This window comes from Streptomyces sp. NPDC006879 (assembly GCF_042869595.1).
Lineage (GTDB): Bacteria > Actinomycetota > Actinomycetes > Streptomycetales > Streptomycetaceae > Streptomyces.
Map to the genome: position 1 here is coordinate 1 of NZ_JBIAGC010000031.1, position 16,580 is coordinate 16,580.

At 70.0% G+C, this 16,580-nt stretch carries 13 protein-coding genes and 1 riboswitch; of the genes, 5 read left to right on the plus strand and 8 right to left on the minus strand.

The features are described 5' to 3' along the window. Window positions 1-82: 82 nt before the first annotated feature. Both ACFYMC_RS21245 and ACFYMC_RS21250 read right to left on the minus strand, forming a co-directional pair. Window positions 83-400 (minus strand): hypothetical protein, encoded by a 318-nt coding sequence (locus ACFYMC_RS21245; RefSeq protein WP_388527540.1) that lies wholly within the window; start codon window positions 398-400, stop codon window positions 83-85. 416 nt (window positions 401-816) lie between these two features. Further along, window positions 817-2,373, minus strand: coding sequence for an IucA/IucC family protein (locus ACFYMC_RS21250; protein ID WP_388527543.1), 1,557 nt, complete (start codon window positions 2,371-2,373; stop codon window positions 817-819). Window positions 2,374-2,649: 276 nt separating this feature from the next. Between ACFYMC_RS21250 and ACFYMC_RS21255 the strand changes: the two genes are divergently transcribed. Then, complete coding sequence (locus tag ACFYMC_RS21255; RefSeq protein ID WP_388527546.1) at window positions 2,650-4,275, plus strand: IucA/IucC family protein; 1,626 nt, start codon at window positions 2,650-2,652, stop codon at window positions 4,273-4,275. Between the two features lie 230 nt (window positions 4,276-4,505). Here ACFYMC_RS21255 and ACFYMC_RS21260 read toward each other — a convergent pair whose 3' ends face one another. After that, window positions 4,506-4,727, minus strand: coding sequence for a hypothetical protein (locus tag ACFYMC_RS21260; protein WP_388527548.1), 222 nt, complete (start codon window positions 4,725-4,727; stop codon window positions 4,506-4,508). 130 nt (window positions 4,728-4,857) lie between these two features. Here ACFYMC_RS21260 and ACFYMC_RS21265 point away from each other — a divergent pair, with 130 nt between their 5' ends. Next, complete coding sequence (locus tag ACFYMC_RS21265) at window positions 4,858-7,617, plus strand: SpoIIE family protein phosphatase (protein ID WP_388527551.1); 2,760 nt, start codon at window positions 4,858-4,860, stop codon at window positions 7,615-7,617. Between the two features lie 60 nt (window positions 7,618-7,677). On the opposite strand, the gene ACFYMC_RS21270 is transcribed toward ACFYMC_RS21265, so the two are convergent. After that, window positions 7,678-9,690 (minus strand): hypothetical protein, encoded by a 2,013-nt coding sequence (locus ACFYMC_RS21270; RefSeq protein ID WP_388527554.1) that lies wholly within the window; start codon window positions 9,688-9,690, stop codon window positions 7,678-7,680. 269 nt (window positions 9,691-9,959) lie between these two features. On the opposite strand from ACFYMC_RS21270, the gene ACFYMC_RS21275 reads away from it, so the two are divergent. Both ACFYMC_RS21275 and ACFYMC_RS21280 read left to right on the plus strand, forming a co-directional pair. After that, window positions 9,960-10,121, plus strand: coding sequence for a hypothetical protein (locus ACFYMC_RS21275; RefSeq protein WP_388527557.1), 162 nt, complete (start codon window positions 9,960-9,962; stop codon window positions 10,119-10,121). Between the two features lie 295 nt (window positions 10,122-10,416). Then, a complete protein-coding gene (locus tag ACFYMC_RS21280) occupies window positions 10,417-10,929 on the plus strand; it encodes an RNA polymerase sigma factor (RefSeq protein ID WP_388527560.1) in 513 nt (170 codons plus the stop codon). Window positions 10,930-10,992: 63 nt separating this feature from the next. On the opposite strand, the gene ACFYMC_RS21285 is transcribed toward ACFYMC_RS21280, so the two are convergent. From ACFYMC_RS21285 to ACFYMC_RS21295, 3 genes are all read right to left on the minus strand, one after another. Next, window positions 10,993-11,988: an alpha/beta fold hydrolase gene (locus ACFYMC_RS21285; RefSeq protein ID WP_388527563.1), complete on the minus strand. Its 996-nt coding sequence runs from the start codon at window positions 11,986-11,988 to the stop codon at window positions 10,993-10,995. Between the two features lie 268 nt (window positions 11,989-12,256). Continuing rightward, a complete protein-coding gene (locus ACFYMC_RS21290) occupies window positions 12,257-12,688 on the minus strand; it encodes an STAS domain-containing protein (protein ID WP_388527566.1) in 432 nt (143 codons plus the stop codon). Window positions 12,689-12,854: 166 nt separating this feature from the next. Further along, window positions 12,855-14,357 (minus strand): PLP-dependent aminotransferase family protein, encoded by a 1,503-nt coding sequence (locus ACFYMC_RS21295; RefSeq protein ID WP_388527569.1) that lies wholly within the window; start codon window positions 14,355-14,357, stop codon window positions 12,855-12,857. A 104-nt stretch (window positions 14,358-14,461) separates the two neighbouring features. Between ACFYMC_RS21295 and ACFYMC_RS21300 the strand changes: the two genes are divergently transcribed. Beyond that, on the plus strand, window positions 14,462-15,370 hold the full coding sequence (locus ACFYMC_RS21300) for a DMT family transporter (protein WP_388527572.1): 909 nt from the start codon (window positions 14,462-14,464) through the stop codon (window positions 15,368-15,370). 90 nt (window positions 15,371-15,460) lie between these two features. On the opposite strand, the gene ACFYMC_RS21305 is transcribed toward ACFYMC_RS21300, so the two are convergent. Next, window positions 15,461-16,270 (minus strand): transglycosylase SLT domain-containing protein, encoded by an 810-nt coding sequence (locus tag ACFYMC_RS21305; protein ID WP_388527575.1) that lies wholly within the window; start codon window positions 16,268-16,270, stop codon window positions 15,461-15,463. 3 nt (window positions 16,271-16,273) lie between these two features. Continuing rightward, a riboswitch (cyclic di-AMP (ydaO/yuaA leader) is annotated at window positions 16,274-16,458 on the minus strand. Window positions 16,459-16,580 lie beyond the last annotated feature (122 nt).

Consider the following 16,580-nt stretch of genomic DNA (forward strand, 5'->3'; position numbering starts at 1 on the left):
GTCGACACCCGACGGGTAGACAAGCATGCGAAGCCTCTGGTGGAGACGGTTCTCTTGGTCGAAAACCCATCTACCAGGGGCTTCACCACGCTGTCAGCCCAACCGCCAAGCTCCTGCCGCAGGTTGGAAAGAGCTCACTGCCCCGGAAAGTGAACTGGCTACCACCGGAATTGATATCACTCCAGATCCTGCCGAGATCCTTGTACTCCGCCGCCCCGCCCAGCGCCTTCGCCTGGGCTTCGGTGCGGAAGCAGCCTCCCTGGCCCGTGTCCACGATGTACGTACAGAACTTCACCGGCTTGGGGTTCGGCCGCTCGGCAGCGGTCGCCGGCGTGGTCAGCGCGGCCGTAGCGGCCAGGGCACCCGCGGTCAGCGCCAGGGTCATTTTGGCTGTGCGCATGAAAACTCCCTCATAGCTGGAACTAAGCCTTCTAGCGGTCGATTCGCCGCGAAGCTGGGCCCAGTCAACTGCCCCGGTCACATGCTGTCGAGAGCGTGTATCTGCCAACGGCAGGCACCGCGGGCCGTCGAGAACAGGCCTCGGCTCCGTACCCGCCGCCCGCCCGGCGTCTTGAACAGGCGCCGGTCAACCAAGCCATTTGGGAGCGCTCTCATTTTGAGGGAGCGCTCCCAGGCCAGAGAGGGACTCCAACCGCCCTGTCCGGTATTCGGCGAAGGACGGCCGATGCGGCCCTCCGGTGTGACGTAGGCAACCCTCTTCGACCTACAGGTCTCGTCAGGGAATCCGTTCCTGACGCAGAGGACCGTCCCGCAATAGCCGGTGACCCAGGCCCCAGGTCACCTCTACGGGTCAACTCACCGGAGGGGGTTGGGAAGGCTCGCCCAGCGGTCACCCTGGTCGTCGGGGTACAACCGCATCAGCGTGAGCGCCTTGGTGGGCAGCGGCTCCGTCATGAGCGCACGTGTGTCAGAGGTCCGCGGCAGATCGTCCACCGCCGCCGAAAGCGCCGCAGCCAGAGCCCGACTGCTCCCGCACACCGCGCCCAGAGCGCCGGTGAGCAGCGAACCGAAGAGTTTGCGCCGCAGCACGCCCTCGTCATCAGTGACCAGCCGGCCAGCGATGGTTGGAGCCGCGATGCCGTGGCGGGCAAGCCGCGCAGGACTGATCCTGATGTCTGCCAGATCGCGGTAGACCAGGCGCAATGGAGCCCCTGCCCCATTGGTGATGAGCAGGAGGTTCTGACCGTGCGCCTCCAGCGCGACACCCAGATCGAGCACGCGCAAACAGACGCTGACGGCAAGGCGGGCGAACTCCGCACGCCAGCGGTCGCAGTTCGCCCACTCGGTACCCGCGAGGGCAGCCACCGGTACGAGCCGTTCGTCTGCCTCGGGACGGAGGTACCTCTCGGGGGGTTCTCGCAGGACCGCCGCCAGATCGGGACTGTGGGCCGTGGCCGCCCCGATGGTCGCCGTGATGTGCAGGCGTCCATCGAGCCGGGTACATAGCGCCTCGGCGAAGGCCGAGACGGAGGCGGCAACGTCGACCGAGTACACCGAGATGTCACGGACCGAGGAGGTCAACCGGGTGCTCAGGGCCGTCTTGACGTGCAGTGCGCCCTCCAGGGCCCCGTCGACGGGGGCAAGGGTGCGCAGGGACATCAGTGGATGGGCGGCGAACCCGGGGAGCCTGGGTAGGGCTGACGGCAACACGTGCTCCGCCTGCCACGGGTGAACGGGGACCAGGATGCTTTCCACGCCTTGGAGGCGGGCCGGCCACGCTCCCCTCAACAGGACGTCCTCACGCGGCACGGCAACCAGGTCCAGGTTCACCAGAGGTCGGTGCTCAGGAGCGTAGGCGAGTTGGTCAGCCGCCGTGAACCCCGGCCGGGAGCGGCAGTTGGGGTGGTAGGGGTGGCCTTCGACCACCCGTTGCTCCCACTGCCAACTGCTCTCCGGTACCACCCGTGTCTTCGCGTCGAGTTGGCGTTGACCGGCGAGGGAGAGCGCCAGGGAAGCAGTGCTGTGGTCGAGTTCGGCTGCGAATCCAGCGCCGTGCGGCACCCCCATGGCACGCACCAGTTGGGCGGCCTGCCTATGGGCGGCGCCCTCCAGCTCCACGGTACGCACACCGGGGGCGGTGTCGTACGGGTCGGACCTCGGGCCGTGCAGGCGGCGCCCGTCGGTGAGCCAGACGGTCACGCCCTCGCTGCTCCGTGTCCGCCGCCGTACCCAGGGCAGCGGTTCGAGGACGAGCGCACGCCAGAGCCGGGAGAGCACCGCTGCTCTGGCCAGGGGAAGCGCTTGCGCGTAGGCGCCGACAAGCCCGGGCGAGGCGAGCGACAGCTCGGTGGCGACACCCTGCTCGGCGGGGGAAGAGGGACCGCCGGTGAGGGCGCCCCGAGGACGGACCACGAGCTGGCTCCTCCGGTGGAGTGGGAGTTCAGCCCCACTCTAAGGGCTGTCCCCATCGGGCTTGAGGTGGAGCCCGCAGCGTCGGCGCCTCGAACGGTAAACACCCCTCCGCACCGGGAACTCCGGCGCATCACGGCCGAAGCCCCGCGGGGCTCGGGTCCCCGCCACAACGGGCGGTCCCGCCCCGTTGGCGGCATAGGGGTGGACACAGAAAGGGCATGATGATCAGCGGGCCAGGGACGGCCCGCTTCTCATCCGCATGGACCGAAGGACCCTGTGAACACTCCTTCCGCTCACCACGAGCCCGGTGTTGCCCGGACCGCCGACGCCTATGCCATCGCTCCCCTGCTCAACTGCCTCCTGCGGGAAGCGGCCGAGCCCACCGGGTCCGCCGGCGTGCACCGGCTGCGCGGCAGCGGGCGGCTGTTGCGGGTGAGCGGGGGACGCCGGCCAGCCGAACCTCGCCTTGGCACCGAGGACGGTTGGCAAAGGCTCAACCACAGCGAGCTCATCAAGCTCACGGCGGAGGAGCTCCGCTTGTTCACGGGGGTGTCCAATGACGAGGTGCTCGGCGAGATGATCGACAGCCGGGACGCCATCGCCGCGGTACTCACCGCTCGCTCCGGCGCACAACCTCCAGGCGACCCCTACCTGTGCTCCGAACAGTCACTCGTGATGGGCCACCCCGCGCATCCGGCGCCCAAGGCCCGCAGCGGGCTGCCAGCGGGGGGCTGGCTTCCGTATGCACCCGAGGTGCACGCGCGCTTCCCGCTGGTCTTCCTCGGTGTCCGTGCCGATCTCGTGGCAGAGGAAGGCGGACCGGGGTCAGTACGGACACTGGACCGACTCGATCAGGTACTCCAAGGGCCGACCCCGCCCGCCGGCTACCGCTTGCTCCCGGCGCATCCCTGGCAACTGGATCTGGTGGGGCGCTGTACGGACATTCGCCGAGCCTTCGCGGACGGCCGCCTGCTCAGGCTCGGCCCTACCCGACGCCCCGTCTGGCCGACGGCTTCCGTGCGCACGCTCTACCTGCCGGACACCGAGTCCGACCTCTTCTTGAAGTTCAGCTTGGATGTACGGATCACCAATGACGTACGGCGGCTTTGGCGGCACGACCTGGTGCGGCTGCGCCACACCGACGCCGCCGTCGAGACGGCCTTCGTCGCGGTGCGTACGGCGGGGTCGTCCGCGGCCTGGCTCTGTGACTCCGGATACCGCACGGCGTCCTTCGCCTTCGAGGAGTTGGCGGTACTGGTGCGGGAGGGTCTTCACCAGCATCTGCTACCGAGGGCGCAGCCGCTCCTGGCCGCCTCCCTCGCACAGGGATTCGATGACGGTCCCGCGCGGCGGACCACCGACCCGATTCGCTGGTGGTCGGCCTATCTACGACAGGTCGTTCCGCCTGTTCTTGAGGTCTTCGCCCGCCACGGACTGGTCCTTGAGGCCCACCTCCAGAACACCGTGATCGCGGTGGACTCGACCGGCACACCCGTGCAAGCCCTGTTCCGGGACGCGGAGGGGGTGAAACAGGTGGCTGAGACCGGTCGGGAGGCAGCCTGGGAACGTCTGGTGTACTGCTTGGTGGTCAACCATCTGAGCGAGATCGCAGCGACGCTGGCCGAGCACCATCCCGAGGTGGCCCCTGCGCTGTGGCCCGCCGCCCGTGACGAGTTCCTGCGCTACGACGCCGAGCGGGGGCTGGCCGAGATCTCGGCGATGCTCCGTGCCCCCACGATCCCGGGTAAGACCAACCTGCTGTTGCGCTGGACGGGCGCTGACGGCGCCGAATCACGGTACCGACCGCTACCCAACCCCTTGTGCGTGGAGCCGGCGGCCACCGGCGCGCGGTCCGGCGCCCCCATCCCGCAGCTCGGGACCTCACACCTGGCTGGGCAGTGAGGCTGCCCAGCCGTGCCACTACACCGCGGGAGGCAAGGGGTCCGCAGAAGGGGTCCCGGCGCCTTCGCGTACGTCCTCGAAATCAGGCGCGACGAAGATGTCCGAGATCGAGGGGCGCTGCGCCCCCGTGCGGGTGTGTTGCCGCACCGGTTCTGGAGCGGAGAACAACGAAGTGGTGTCGATGAGAGTTGGTCTTTCGGTATCGGGGACGTGGAAACAGTGGGGACGGTTCAGAGAACCGTCATCTTGGAGTAAGGACTCGTGATGCGTTTTTGCATCTGCCCGAAGTCGACCAGCACTGCGATCCCCTCTTCCACGCCGATGACCCGGCCGAGGCCGTGCTCGTCGTGCGTGATCCGGTCACCCAGCTCAAAATGCCTGGGAGGCGGAGTGGCGGGAGCCTTGAAGGGGCTGGAGGGCAGATGGCGCCGAGGTACCGCTGACTTTGTCATTGCCCCCAGTATGCGCCCGCTCGGGGCTTCAGCGCCCCCCTGTGCCACGGCGCACACACCTTCGCGCGGGCACGAACGCGACCTCCGTCCCGCCAGCCCCCAATTCCTTCGATGATGTTAGAAATGGCTCATGGGCGGACGTTTCAGTCGACGGCCTCGACCTGTCCCACAAGCCGATCTCCCAGCCCGTGAGCGGCTGGGGCCCCGCAGCGTGGCCGGCCAGGTGTTCACCTACCAAGCCGTGATCGTGCTGTTCCTGGTCGTGGCGGCGGCGACCGCACTCTTCTTCCAAGCCCGCCACGACAGCGAGGACGACGCCCGAAACCGTTCCCTTGCCGCCGCCGCGGCCTTCGCCAACGCACCCGGCACGGTGGCCGCGCTGCACGCCCCGGATCCCACGGCGGCCCTCCAGCCCCGCGCCGCAGCCGCAGCGCGGGCCGCGGACGTGGACTTCATCGCCGTCATGGACCGGCAGGGCGTGCGCTACGCCGACTCACAGCCCGACCTGATAGGCCAGCGGGCGTCCGGAGTCTCACGCGCGGCGGCCGGCACGCCGTTCACCGAGGTCTTCCACGGCCAGCCCGGTAACGCGGTAAGAGCCGTGGCCCCCGTCAGAGCCGACGACGGCTCGGTCGTCGGCCTGGTGGCCTCCGGGATCACGGTGCAGAACGTCGGCGACGTGGTGCGCGGCCAGCTCTCCGTTCTGTTGAGCGCCGCCGTACTCGCGCTGCTGCTGGCCACCGGAGGCACCGCGCTGATCAGCCGACGACTGCGGCGCCAGACCCGCGGTCTGGGCGCCGCCGAGATCGCACGGATCAACGAGCACCACGACGCGGTGTTGCACGCCGTGCGCGAAGGGGTGCTGATCGTCGACAGCGACCAGCGGCTGCTCCTCGCCAACGACGAGGCCCGCCGGCTGCTGGAACTGCCGACGGACGCCGAACGGCGACCGATCTCCACCCTCGGGCTCGCCCCGGGCATCGCCGCGCTGCTCGCCTCCGGGCGCACCGCCACCGACGAGGTCCACCCGACGGGAGACCGTCTCCTGGCCATCAACGTACGACGGACCAAGGCGTACGGGGGAGTCTCCGGCAGCGTGATGACACTGCGGGACACCACCGAACTCGCTGCGCTCTCCGGGCGTGCCGAAGTGGCGCGTGACCGGCTGAGGCTGCTCTACGACGCCGGGGGGCGCATCGGAACCACCTTGGATGTGGTGCGTACCTCCGAGGAACTCTCCGAGGTCGCCGTCCCACGTTTCGCCGACTTCGTCACCGTGGAGCTGTTGGACCCCGTCCTCAGGGGAGAGGAACCGTCCGGCTCCCACGAGGTGATGCGCCGCACCGCGCTGAGCGGGATCAGCTCCGAACGGCCGCTGCAACCCGTGGGCGATCTGATCAGTTTCGCGGAGCCCACCACCCCGATGGCCGCAGCTCTGCGATCCGGTCACGCCGTCCTCGAAGCGGACCTGCACGCCGCAGCGGGGTGGCGGGCACAGGACCCCGAGGGGGCGCGGGAGGCCCTCGCGTTCGGCATCCACTCCCTGATCGCCGTCCCCCTACAGGCCCGCGGCGTGGTCCTGGGCATGGCCAACTTCTGGCGGTCCGGAAACCGTGCGGCCTTCGGTCCGGAGGACCCCTCCTTCGCCGAAGAACTCGCGGTGCGCGCCGCCGTCTCCATCGACAACGCCCGGCGCTTCACCCGCGAACACACCATGGCACTGACCCTGCAACGCAGCCTGCTCCCCCGGGGCCTTCCCGAGCACTCGGCGGTGGAGGTCGCCTACCGCTACCTACCAGCTCACGCGGGGGTGGGTGGGGACTGGTTCGACGTCATCGGGCTCCCGGGAGCCCGGGTGGCTCTGGTGGTGGGCGACGTCGTGGGGCACGGACTCCACGCAGCAGCGACCATGGGCCGGCTACGGACCGCGGTACACAACTTCTCCACCCTGGACCTGCCGCCCGACGAACTCCTCGGGCACCTCGACGAACTGGCGGCGCGGATCGACCAGAGCGCGGTGGCCAGCGGTGAGGGCGAAGCGGACACGGACTCCATCACCGGTGCCACGTGCCTGTACGCGATCTACGATCCGGCGTCGGGCCGCTGCTCCCTGGCCAGAGCCGGGCATCCGCCGCCGGCACTGGTACATCCCGACGGGACCGTGGAGTTCCCCGAGGTTCCGGCCGGTCTGCCACTGGGACTCGGCGGGATGCCTTTCGAGGCCACGGAGCTGGTCGTGCCCGAGGGAAGCCGGTTGGTCCTGTTCACCGACGGGCTCGTCGAGACCCGCGGCCTGGACGTCGACACTGGTCTCGACCGGCTGCGCAGCGCGTTGGGCCAGCCCGACCACGGTCCGGAACAGACCTGCATCGACATCCTGAAGGTACTTCCGGCCGCCCAACAAAGTGACGACATCGCACTGCTGGTGGCCCGGACCCGGCGCCTGCCGGCGGACGCGATCGCGCAGTGGGATGTTCCGGCCGATCCGGCTGCTGTCGCCGACCTCCGCGCCGCGGCCTCCGCCCAGCTCGCCTCCTGGAGTCTGGACGACCTGGTGTTCACCACCGAGCTCATCCTGAGCGAACTGATCACCAACGCGATCCGGTACGGCCGCGAGCCGATCCGGGTGCGGCTGCTCCACGACCGCGTGCTGACCTGCGAGGTGTCCGACAGCAGCAGCACCTCTCCGCATCTGCGTTACGCCGCGACCACCGACGAGGGCGGCCGGGGCCTCTTTCTCGTGGCGCAGCTCACCCAGCGTTGGGGGACTCGCTACACCGCTCAGGGCAAGGTCATCTGGGCCGAGCAGTCGCTCACCTCGCAGGCCTCGGCCGGGCTGCCGCTGTTCGGCTTGGGACCGCCGGATCTGGACGTGGATTCCGCCTGGTGAGAGACCCCGGGGGTGGGGGCGAGCCAGCGACCGGCCGCCCCCACCGGGTTCCGAGCGGTGTCAGGGACGTCGCGGGGCACCGACCAGCGGGGTGCGGACGGGCGCGGCAAGGCCGACGAAGACGACCAGTTCGCGGCCTCCGGGGTTGGTCTGCACGGGCACGGTGCGCCAGTTGTTGGCCAGCCACACGTTGCCGGAGGGGTCGACCTGGACGGCGGTGTTCCGCTCCAGGCCGTCACTGGTGTAGCCGGTGTCGGCCGGGGAGATCGGCTGTCCCGTCTGGTGGCCAGGCGGGCAGGCGGAGAGCCGGGCGCCGCACAGTTGCGCCACGCGGTTGCCGCCGAAGTTCGCGACCCAGACGTTGTCGTCACCGTCGACTGCAACGCCCCAGGGCAAGAAGAGGCCGCCGTTGGTGAAGGGGGTCTCAGCCTTGCTGCCGTCGGGGCGGATCATCGTCACGGATGCCCCAGTCTCCCCCTCGACCACATCGGTGATCGCCTCGATCAGCTCCTCGCGGGTGGTTCCTTCGCAGGGGGCTACGACCACACCGCCGTTGGCGACCCACTGGTTGCCCATGCTGTCCGAAGCGATCCCCATCGGGCGTTTGATTCCGCCGCCGGTGATGGTCCGAGCGGGTGTGCCGTCCGGCTCCATCATGACCACGGTGTCGCTGCCGTTGCCGGTCGCCCAGGCGCGCCCCAGTGGGTCGGTGGTCACCCCGAACGGCTTGACCAGGGAGTCCCCCGCCGGGGTGATCTCCTGGGCGCGCGCCGGGTTGCCGTGCGGGATCCGCGTCACGCTGCGGCCACCGCAGTTCGCGATCCAGATCGTGCCCTCCCGGTCGGAGGCGGTTCCCTGGGGTTGGACGATGCCGCCGACCTGCCAGCCGGTGGGAGGTGAAAGAGGTCGTCCGGAGCCACTGAACTGGGAGACGCTGCGATAGAGCAAGCTCGCGTCCAGCGGGCACCCTCGGCCCTGGAATCCGAAGTTCGCCGCCCACACGCGGCCCTTGGGGTCGACAGAGACGCCGAAGCCGGCCCCGTACAGGCCACCGCCGTGGTAGGGAGCACCCTTGGCGTCCTGTCCGGTGGGAGTGAACCGCAGCAGCTCGCGCCCGCCGCAGACGGACTGCAGCGGGTCGGGGCTGAACTCGTAGTTGTTGACCACCCAGGCGTAGCCCTTGGCGTCGAATGCGATGTTGCCGGGGCCGTCGAGCTCTTGCCCGTTCCCCACGTAGCGCAGGGCGAGCGTCCAGGCGTCCGGGGCCGCCGAAAGGGCGGGCTGGTAGAGCGGGTGCTCGCCTTGGAGCGTGAAGATCTCGGCCGCGCGGGGTCCCGGCGCGCGGGCGATGTTCACGGCCGCCTGGAAGGTGTCCTTGGGATCCGGCTGTCCGGGGCGCGCGGCCAGCCGGAACAGTTCGGGGCAGGTGTGCCCGTGGACGCAGCCGGCCAGAATGTCGGCCAGGGAGTTGAAGGTGCGCAGGGTGGAGGTCTGCGAACCGTTCGGCGGGGCGGCCAGGAAGGGTGCTGCGTTCCCGCTCGTGACCTGCGCCAGGTTGTGTGAGATGGCGGCGGCGTTGTGCAGCCCGGGGTTGGGTCCGGAGATCGCGCCGTTCTCGGTGAACTGGGCCAGGGCGTAGGCGGTCGCCACGGTCGTGCGCTCGTTGACGACGACCTTCGAGCGCCCCTTGGACTTGCTGAGTACGGCGGCGAGCCGGACCGGGCTACCCGTGTGGGGCCGGGCGGGACGGACGGTGGAGCGCTTGCCGGCGTCGGCTGTCAGGTAGAGCACGGCTCCGTCCTGCTCCGGCTGGACGTAGCGGAGCTGGAATCGTCCGCGTTCGTCAGCGAGCGTGGTGGCCAGGCGCCGGGGGGCTGCGCCCGTGTGGTCCCCCGCCTGGAAGAGCGTCACTTCTGCGCGTCCAAGCCCCGTGTCACCGCTGCGTACGACTCCGCTCTGCTCCACGGTCTTGGGGGCGGGCGGTCCCTCGCCGACAGTTGCGGCATACGAGGTGCTCACGGTGAGGGCGGTCAAAATGGCTGCGATCAGGACGGTTCTGCGACGTCGAGGCACTGCGGCTCCGTTCCTCGGGCGAAGATGGGATGGCGCCGACAACGTGGCACAGAGCGGCCATGGCCAGTGGAGCCAGGCATATGACGGGCCACAGGGTTCCACCGATGGGGTGAGTGTGCTCCACCCGGATGGCAGTGCCCGGCGAGGCGACGGTTTCGTAGGGGAGCAAGCGGCGCGTGGCGCGCAACAGTTCCCGCGGAGCCTGCCCGTGTCCGCGGCTCGTGCCGCCAGTTGAACAGGGCATGAAGAAGCGAAGCATCCTTGCGGTCATGTCCCTGGCAACCGGTGTGGTGGTCGCCGCCCTCAGCCCGGCTCCCCCGGCCCATGCCGGCATCCTTGACGGGGCGCTGGACAACGCCGAAGTGCTCAGCCACCTCGATGCACTGGACACGGACCTGGCCGACCCGATCGGTGAGGACGTCGACCGGTAGCCGCCGGGTACCTGCTCAGAGCACCGAGCGCCGGCCCCGTGGGGCCGGCGCTCGGTCTTTCGGCTCCACGACCCGCCCACCCGCTGGCAGCACGGGCTCATCTTCGCGCCGAGGCGGTCACGGATCCGTCGACGCCGCCGCCACGGTGGGGCAGCCGGTGAACTGGTGCACAAACGATGCGTGTTGTCGGCGCGAACGGGGGCCCTCCACTGTGTCGCTGACAAAGTGCCAGGCAGCGCCCGGTTCCACGGGCGCTTGGAAGTACCCCGACCCGAGGAACCCGAGGACACGCCCCTTGGAACCCGCAGCACATCGCCCGACTGACGAGACCATCGAAACGCTGTACGGTCAGTGGCGCCCGCTGGTGTACGGGGTCGCCCGTTCGGCCATGGGGGACGGACACGAGGCGGAGGACGTCACCCAGCAGGTCTTCCTCGCCGCCTGGCGCGGCAGGGACCGGTTCTCCCGCTCCCGGGGTGACATCCCCGGCTGGCTGGTGGGCATCACCCGCCACAAGGTTGCCGATGCACTGGCCGCCCGCAGCCGCAGGACCCGGGTGTACCTGTGCGCCCACGCGCAGCCCGTCGCGAGTGGCACGGAGCAGAGCCTGGACCGGGTCCTGATGACCCGGGAGATGCAGCGGCTGACCCCGGCGCAGCGCACGGTGTTGTGCCTGGCCTTCTACGGCGACCTCACCCAGCCACAGATCGCCGAGCGCACCGGACTCCCCCTTGGAACGGTCAAGAGCCACATGCGCAGGGGCCTTCACAGCCTGCGCAATTCGCTCCAGGGCCGGCCCGTCGGCTGAGCTCATCCCCCTCGTGTGGCGGCCCGGCCCCGCCGGCTCCGCAGCGGGCGCCGGGCCTTGCGATCAGCGTGCGCAGCTTGGTCGCGCGCCCCGGAACTCCTCCGGCTCCGTGGCGTAGTTGAGCCCGGTCAGCGGCTGATCGGTGGTGAAGCGCAGGACGAGGTCAGCGAACTCGGCGATGCGCTCCACCGGGGCGAGGTGGTCCGTCTCACGGATGGTCAGGAACTGTGCTTGAGGCAGGACCTCGGCGACGGCGCGGCCCATCGCCGGCGTCGCCAGCGTGTCGTGCTCACCGGTGACCACGAGGCTCGGCACGGCGGGGGCCGGGCCGGGCCGGTACCACTCGTGGCGCATCAGACGGGTGTTGTGCTCAGTGGACTTGCGCTGCTGTTCGGCGTCCTGGCCGGCGATCTGCTGGTAGACCAGCCGGGAGACCGCCGCGTGCTTGCGCACCACGCCGGTTCCGGGCGGGGACATGAAACGGTCGGCCAGTTCACGGGCGACGTCCTGGGTCTGCCCCGCACGGATCATCACGTCCCAACGCTCCATGGCCGCGGCGTAGTCGGCCGGGATGGCGGTGGTCATTCCGACGAGCATCAGCCGGGCTACCAGGTGCGGGTTGTGCTGAGCGAAACGCAGGCCGACGGCACCGCCGAAGCAGGCACCGACGAGGTTGACCTGGGGGACGCCCAACTGGTCCAGCAGATGGCGCAGTGCCGCAGCAAGGAAGTCCACGCCGTACCGGGCCGGCAGGAAGTCCGCCTCCCCGTAGCCGGGCAGGTCCACCGTCACCACGGGGCAGGATGGTGTGAGCCATCGCTCGTGTCGGGTCCAGGACGTCCGGTCCTGGGAGGAGCCGCCGAGAATCACCAGCGGCGTGCTCGTCCAGCCCCCGCCCCCGGCGACACGGCAGACGTAGCGAAAGCCGCCGAAGCTCAAACTCAGCTCCTGAATCGCCCGGTCCGCAGCGGATGCCTCGACACAGGCCGTGGGCAACGGGCGGGGCGCGGGCACTGGCAGCTTCGAAGGTGCGGCGGTCGGCTTGGGGATGAGGGTCACGGTTTCTCCATCGCGTGCGAAAGCGGGTCGGAGTCTTAACTGCCCTTCACACCCCGAAGTGTCGGCACGGAGCGTCCCGAGGTGGGTGCAGGGGCAGGTCCGATGAGCTCCCGACGCCCCCTCCGCTTCGGTGCCGGGCTCCCGGGTCCTCCCGGAGCGGGAGGACCCGGGCCCGCTGGGCGTCCGACGCCCGGCCGGCGGTGCCCTGGCTCGGGCCTCGGCGGGCGGGCCACCGAGCCCTACCGAGTGCCGGCAGCCAAGCGCCCGGTCAGGGACTGCGTTGGGCAGCGCTGGTGAACGGCCGGTGCGAGATGCTCCTTGCGGGCACCGTCGGCGCGACGCGCTCAAGACGGTGTGCCATCCGCATCAGGTGGCGCACAGCTTGGGAATCGGGTCCGAGACGCACGGAACGCCCCCCTCGCCTCCAGTCACTGACGATCCGAAGGAGCGCGGAATCACAGAACGACACACGCGAGGTGTCCAGCACCAGCTCGGTGTATCCGTAGGCCGCAGCCGCGAGGAGCATGCTCCGCACGGGCGCTCCGCTGTAATGGTCGATCTCGCCAGCCAGGTGCAGGGTGAGGGCGGCCCCTTCGGTGGAGTAGGAGTGGACGACTATGCCGGTAGGTGCGATGTCGGACTCTCCTTGGACGCGGGTGCTCGTGGCGGGCAGTATCGGCCCTGTCGTCGATGTACTCACGTCCCCTTCAACTTGCCTCGACCGGTTGGGAAGCGCCGGGCACCACCGATTCACCCCGGCGGACCGGCGGATGTCGCCGGTGCGGGGGAAAACCCGGCCCCAGACGCACCAACTGCCCTCCCGGTCGGAGCCGTCCATGGCTACTGCGCCGCCGGCGAGTGACGGGTCAGCTGAGTCGGTTCGAGGCGGACCCGAGGGCGGCGACGCCTTCCTCGATCTCGCCGGGGCTCCCGGCCGCATAGCCAAGGACCAGTCCCGGCGGACCCTTGTGGAGGCGGTGCCAGGACAACGGATGGACCTTCACTCCGTCCTTGAGGGCGGCAGCGGCGAGTTCCGTGTCATCGAAGGAGGTCGCGAAGGTGACCGTCAGGTGCAGTCCGGCAGCAGCGCCGTGGACGGTGGCACCGGGCAGGTGCCTCGCGAGCGCGCGCAACATGGCGTCACGACGCCGCTGGTGCCTCTTGCGCACCAACCGCAGATGGCGCTCCAGCTCTCCGGAGTCCATCAGACGGGCCAGGACGAGTTGTGCCAACACGGGGTTGCCCAGATCGGCGTAGCGCTTGGCGCTTAGCAGGGCCCGGGCGTACCGGCGCGGCGCCAGGACCCATCCGATGCGCAGAGCCGGGGCCAGCAGTTTGGATACGCTTCCGGCGTAGCAGACCCCGTCCGGCAGCAGCGAGCGCAACGCGGGAACCGCTGGCCGGTCATAGCGGTGCTCGGCGTCGTAGTCGTCCTCGATGACCAGCCCCCCGCCGGCCGCCCATCCCAACAGGTCTCGGCGCCGCGCTCCGTCGAGGACGACCCCGGTCGGAAACTGGTGCGCCGGGGTGAGCAGTACGGCCGGGGCCCCGCTGCCACGAAGGGCGTCCACCCGGATCCCGGCCCCGTCGACGGGGACCGCGACCGTCTCAAGACCTCCGCGCTCCAGTTGTTGCCGGGTACCGAGTGACCCGGGGTCCTCCACCGCCACCGAGTGGACGCTCTCCGTGCGCAGCACCTGGGCGAGGAGCGCGAGCCCCTGGGCGACGCCTGCCACGATGCACACCTCGGCGGGCTCCGCGCGGATCCCCCGGTTCCGGGCCAGCCAGCCGGCAACGGCTCGTCGGAGCTCCAAGGTGCCCTGCGCGTCGGCGTACCCGAGGGCCTCGGACGGCAGGGTGGCAAGGAGGGACCGCTCGGCGCGCAGCCAGGCCGCCCGCGGGAACGCCGCGAGGTCGGGCACTCCGGGAGAGAGGTCGATCCGGCAGGGGTGCGTACGCAGTTCCTCGACGACTCCGTCACGGACGGGACCGCTGAAGGGCTCCTCCGGGAAGCTGGAGGTCGCTTCGCCGGCGCCGCCATTCGCCGGCGTTCCGGGGCGCGCACCGGCCGCGGGAGCGGCGAGGACCACCGTGCCGGCGCGGCCCCGACCGGCCATCTGGCCGTCCTCCGCCAGGCGCCGGTAGGCCTCGGTCACCACTCCACGCGAGATGTGCAGCTCCTCGGCCAGGACTCGGGTCGCGGGCAACCTGCTGCCCACCTGGAGACGACCGTCTGCGATGGCTGATCGCAGTTGCTCGGCCAGCCAGTCGGCACGACCACCGCGAGGGACATGGCCGATGTCCAGCTGCAGGAAGTCCGAGCTCGTAGTTATGGACCTTTTGACCGGCTCATCTTTGGACCTGTTCACAGGGCCATTGTCTACCCAAGGTTGAGGTCATGCACCTGATCTCAACTTCTTGCTCAGCACCGCCCCCGTCCCCTGTGCGTCGTGTCGGTCCGGGCGTCGTGGGCATGGCGCTGGTGGGAGCCGGTGTCACCGCCTCCCGCACCCTCGACTCGGCGCCCCTGTTCACCGCCCAGGCCATCCGTTACGCGTCAGCTGCTCTGCTGCTGCTCGCGCTGGCCCGGCTGGGGCGGGTCACGCTCACCCTTCCGCGCGGCGGCGAGTGGCTGTGGCTGGCGGGCGTCGCAGCCACCGGGCTGGTGCTGTTCAACGTGGCCGTGGTCCGCGGGGTCGCGCACGCCGAACCCGCGGTCATCGCGGTATCCGTCGCCTGCGTTCCGGTGCTGCTCTGTGTCCTTGGCCCCCTGCTCCAGCGGCGGCGCCCCACCAGACGGGTCCTGCTCGCCGCGGTGCTGGTGACGGCCGGCGGGATGCTGGTGGAGGGCCTGGGCCGTACCGATGGCACCGGAGTGGCGTGGGCCGCCCTCGCCCTGGCCTGCGAGGCGGCCTTCACCTTGCTTGCCGTTCCGGTGCTCGCCCGGCACGGGGCCTTCGGGGTTTCCATCCACGCGGTGTGGCTGGGCACGCTGCTGTTCACGCTCCTCGCCCTGTGCACGGAGGGGACCTCGGCGGCGGCGCGGCTGGGGGTGAGGGACGCGGTGGCGATCGCCTACCTTGCGGTCCTCGTCACGGCCGCCGCCTTCGTGCTCTGGTACCGGACGGTCGCTGCCGTCGGCGCGGACCGGGCCGGACTGCTGGCAGGGACGGCTCCGCTGGCAGCGGCGGGGACCGACGCCCTGGTCGGTGGCGGTGCGCCGGGGCCCTTGGTGTGGCTCGGCATGCTCGTGATCGTCGGCGCTCTCACCGTCGGGCTGTGGAATCCGCGGCGGCCGATCGCCCCTTCGGCGCCGGTTCGGCCGAGCGGATCCGAAGCGCAGAGGGGCGAAGGGGTGGGTGCGGGTCCGGCCCGCTCATGAGGCCTGGCGCGCGGAGCCGGGGCAGGCCAGGACGGCGTTGGAACGCCGCTGCCGGCCCCGGGGTCCGGGGCCGGCAGGAGGAGGGGTGCGTCAGTAGGCGCCGAAGACGTTGTCGATGGAGCCGTACCGCTTGGCGGCGTAGTTGCAGGCCGCGGTGATGTTGGCGACCGGGTCGTATGAGTCGAAGGAGGTCCCGGGCACGTGGTAGGCGCGGAACGTCGGGTCGATCACCTGGAGCAGGCCCTTGGAGGGGATGCCGTTGCGCGCGTTGATGTCCCAGTTGTTGATCGCGAGCGGGTTGCCGCTGGATTCACGCATGATGTTGCGGTGGATACCGGCGTAAGTGCCGGGAATACCGTGCTTGGCCATGATGTCCAGGGACTCGCGGATCCACCCGTCGAGGTTGTTGGCGTAGGTCTTCGCCGCGGCCTTGACTGCTGTCTGGGTCGCTGTGACCGCCTTCGCGCTGCTCGTCGTCCCGGCCGCGGCGACCGTGGCGATCGCGCCACCGGCTCCTGCCGAAGCCTTGGCCTTGGCGCCGATCGTGAGCTCAAGCCCGGGATGGATCAGCGAGGGGTCGACTCCGACGGCGCCGCGGTTGTCGCTGTACAGCTGCTTCCAGCCGCCGCTCACCGCGTGCTTCTCCGCGATCTTCGACAGGGAGTCTCCCGCGACCACCGCGTAGGTGACCGTCGAGGCCTTGGCCTGTACGGCGGCGACCGCCGTGGTGGCGACCGCGGCCTTGGGAGCGGCCAGCACGGCCGCACTGCTCGGAGCGGCCTGCGCGGTGGCGGCGCCCATCACGGGCAGGGCCAGTACGGCGCTTCCCGTCCCCGCTACGAGGAATCGACGGGCGAGGGCGTTCCTCTTGGTACGGCGGTGCTTACCCTTTGCAGGCATGGTGAATTTCCTCTCCATCGCCTACGAGGTGAGCTGTCGGGTTCGGGCTGAAGATGCCCGGCCGCCACATGTGTGCGACTTCACCCCAAGCCGTTCCGCATCGCGGACCGGCGACTTACCTGGGTCCCCCGCTCCTGCCGTATGGGTGTGGGGTTCCAGATGGCGGCAGGACTCGGCGTTCCACCCGGAATGACGGTGACATTAGGCGAAGCGCAGCTCGCAGAACAAGGCGGAAATCTTCTCCGCAAAGCACTGCCGAGCACTAACCGGTGGTGAATTCGAGATCACTTCCGGAGATCAAACTTTCAAC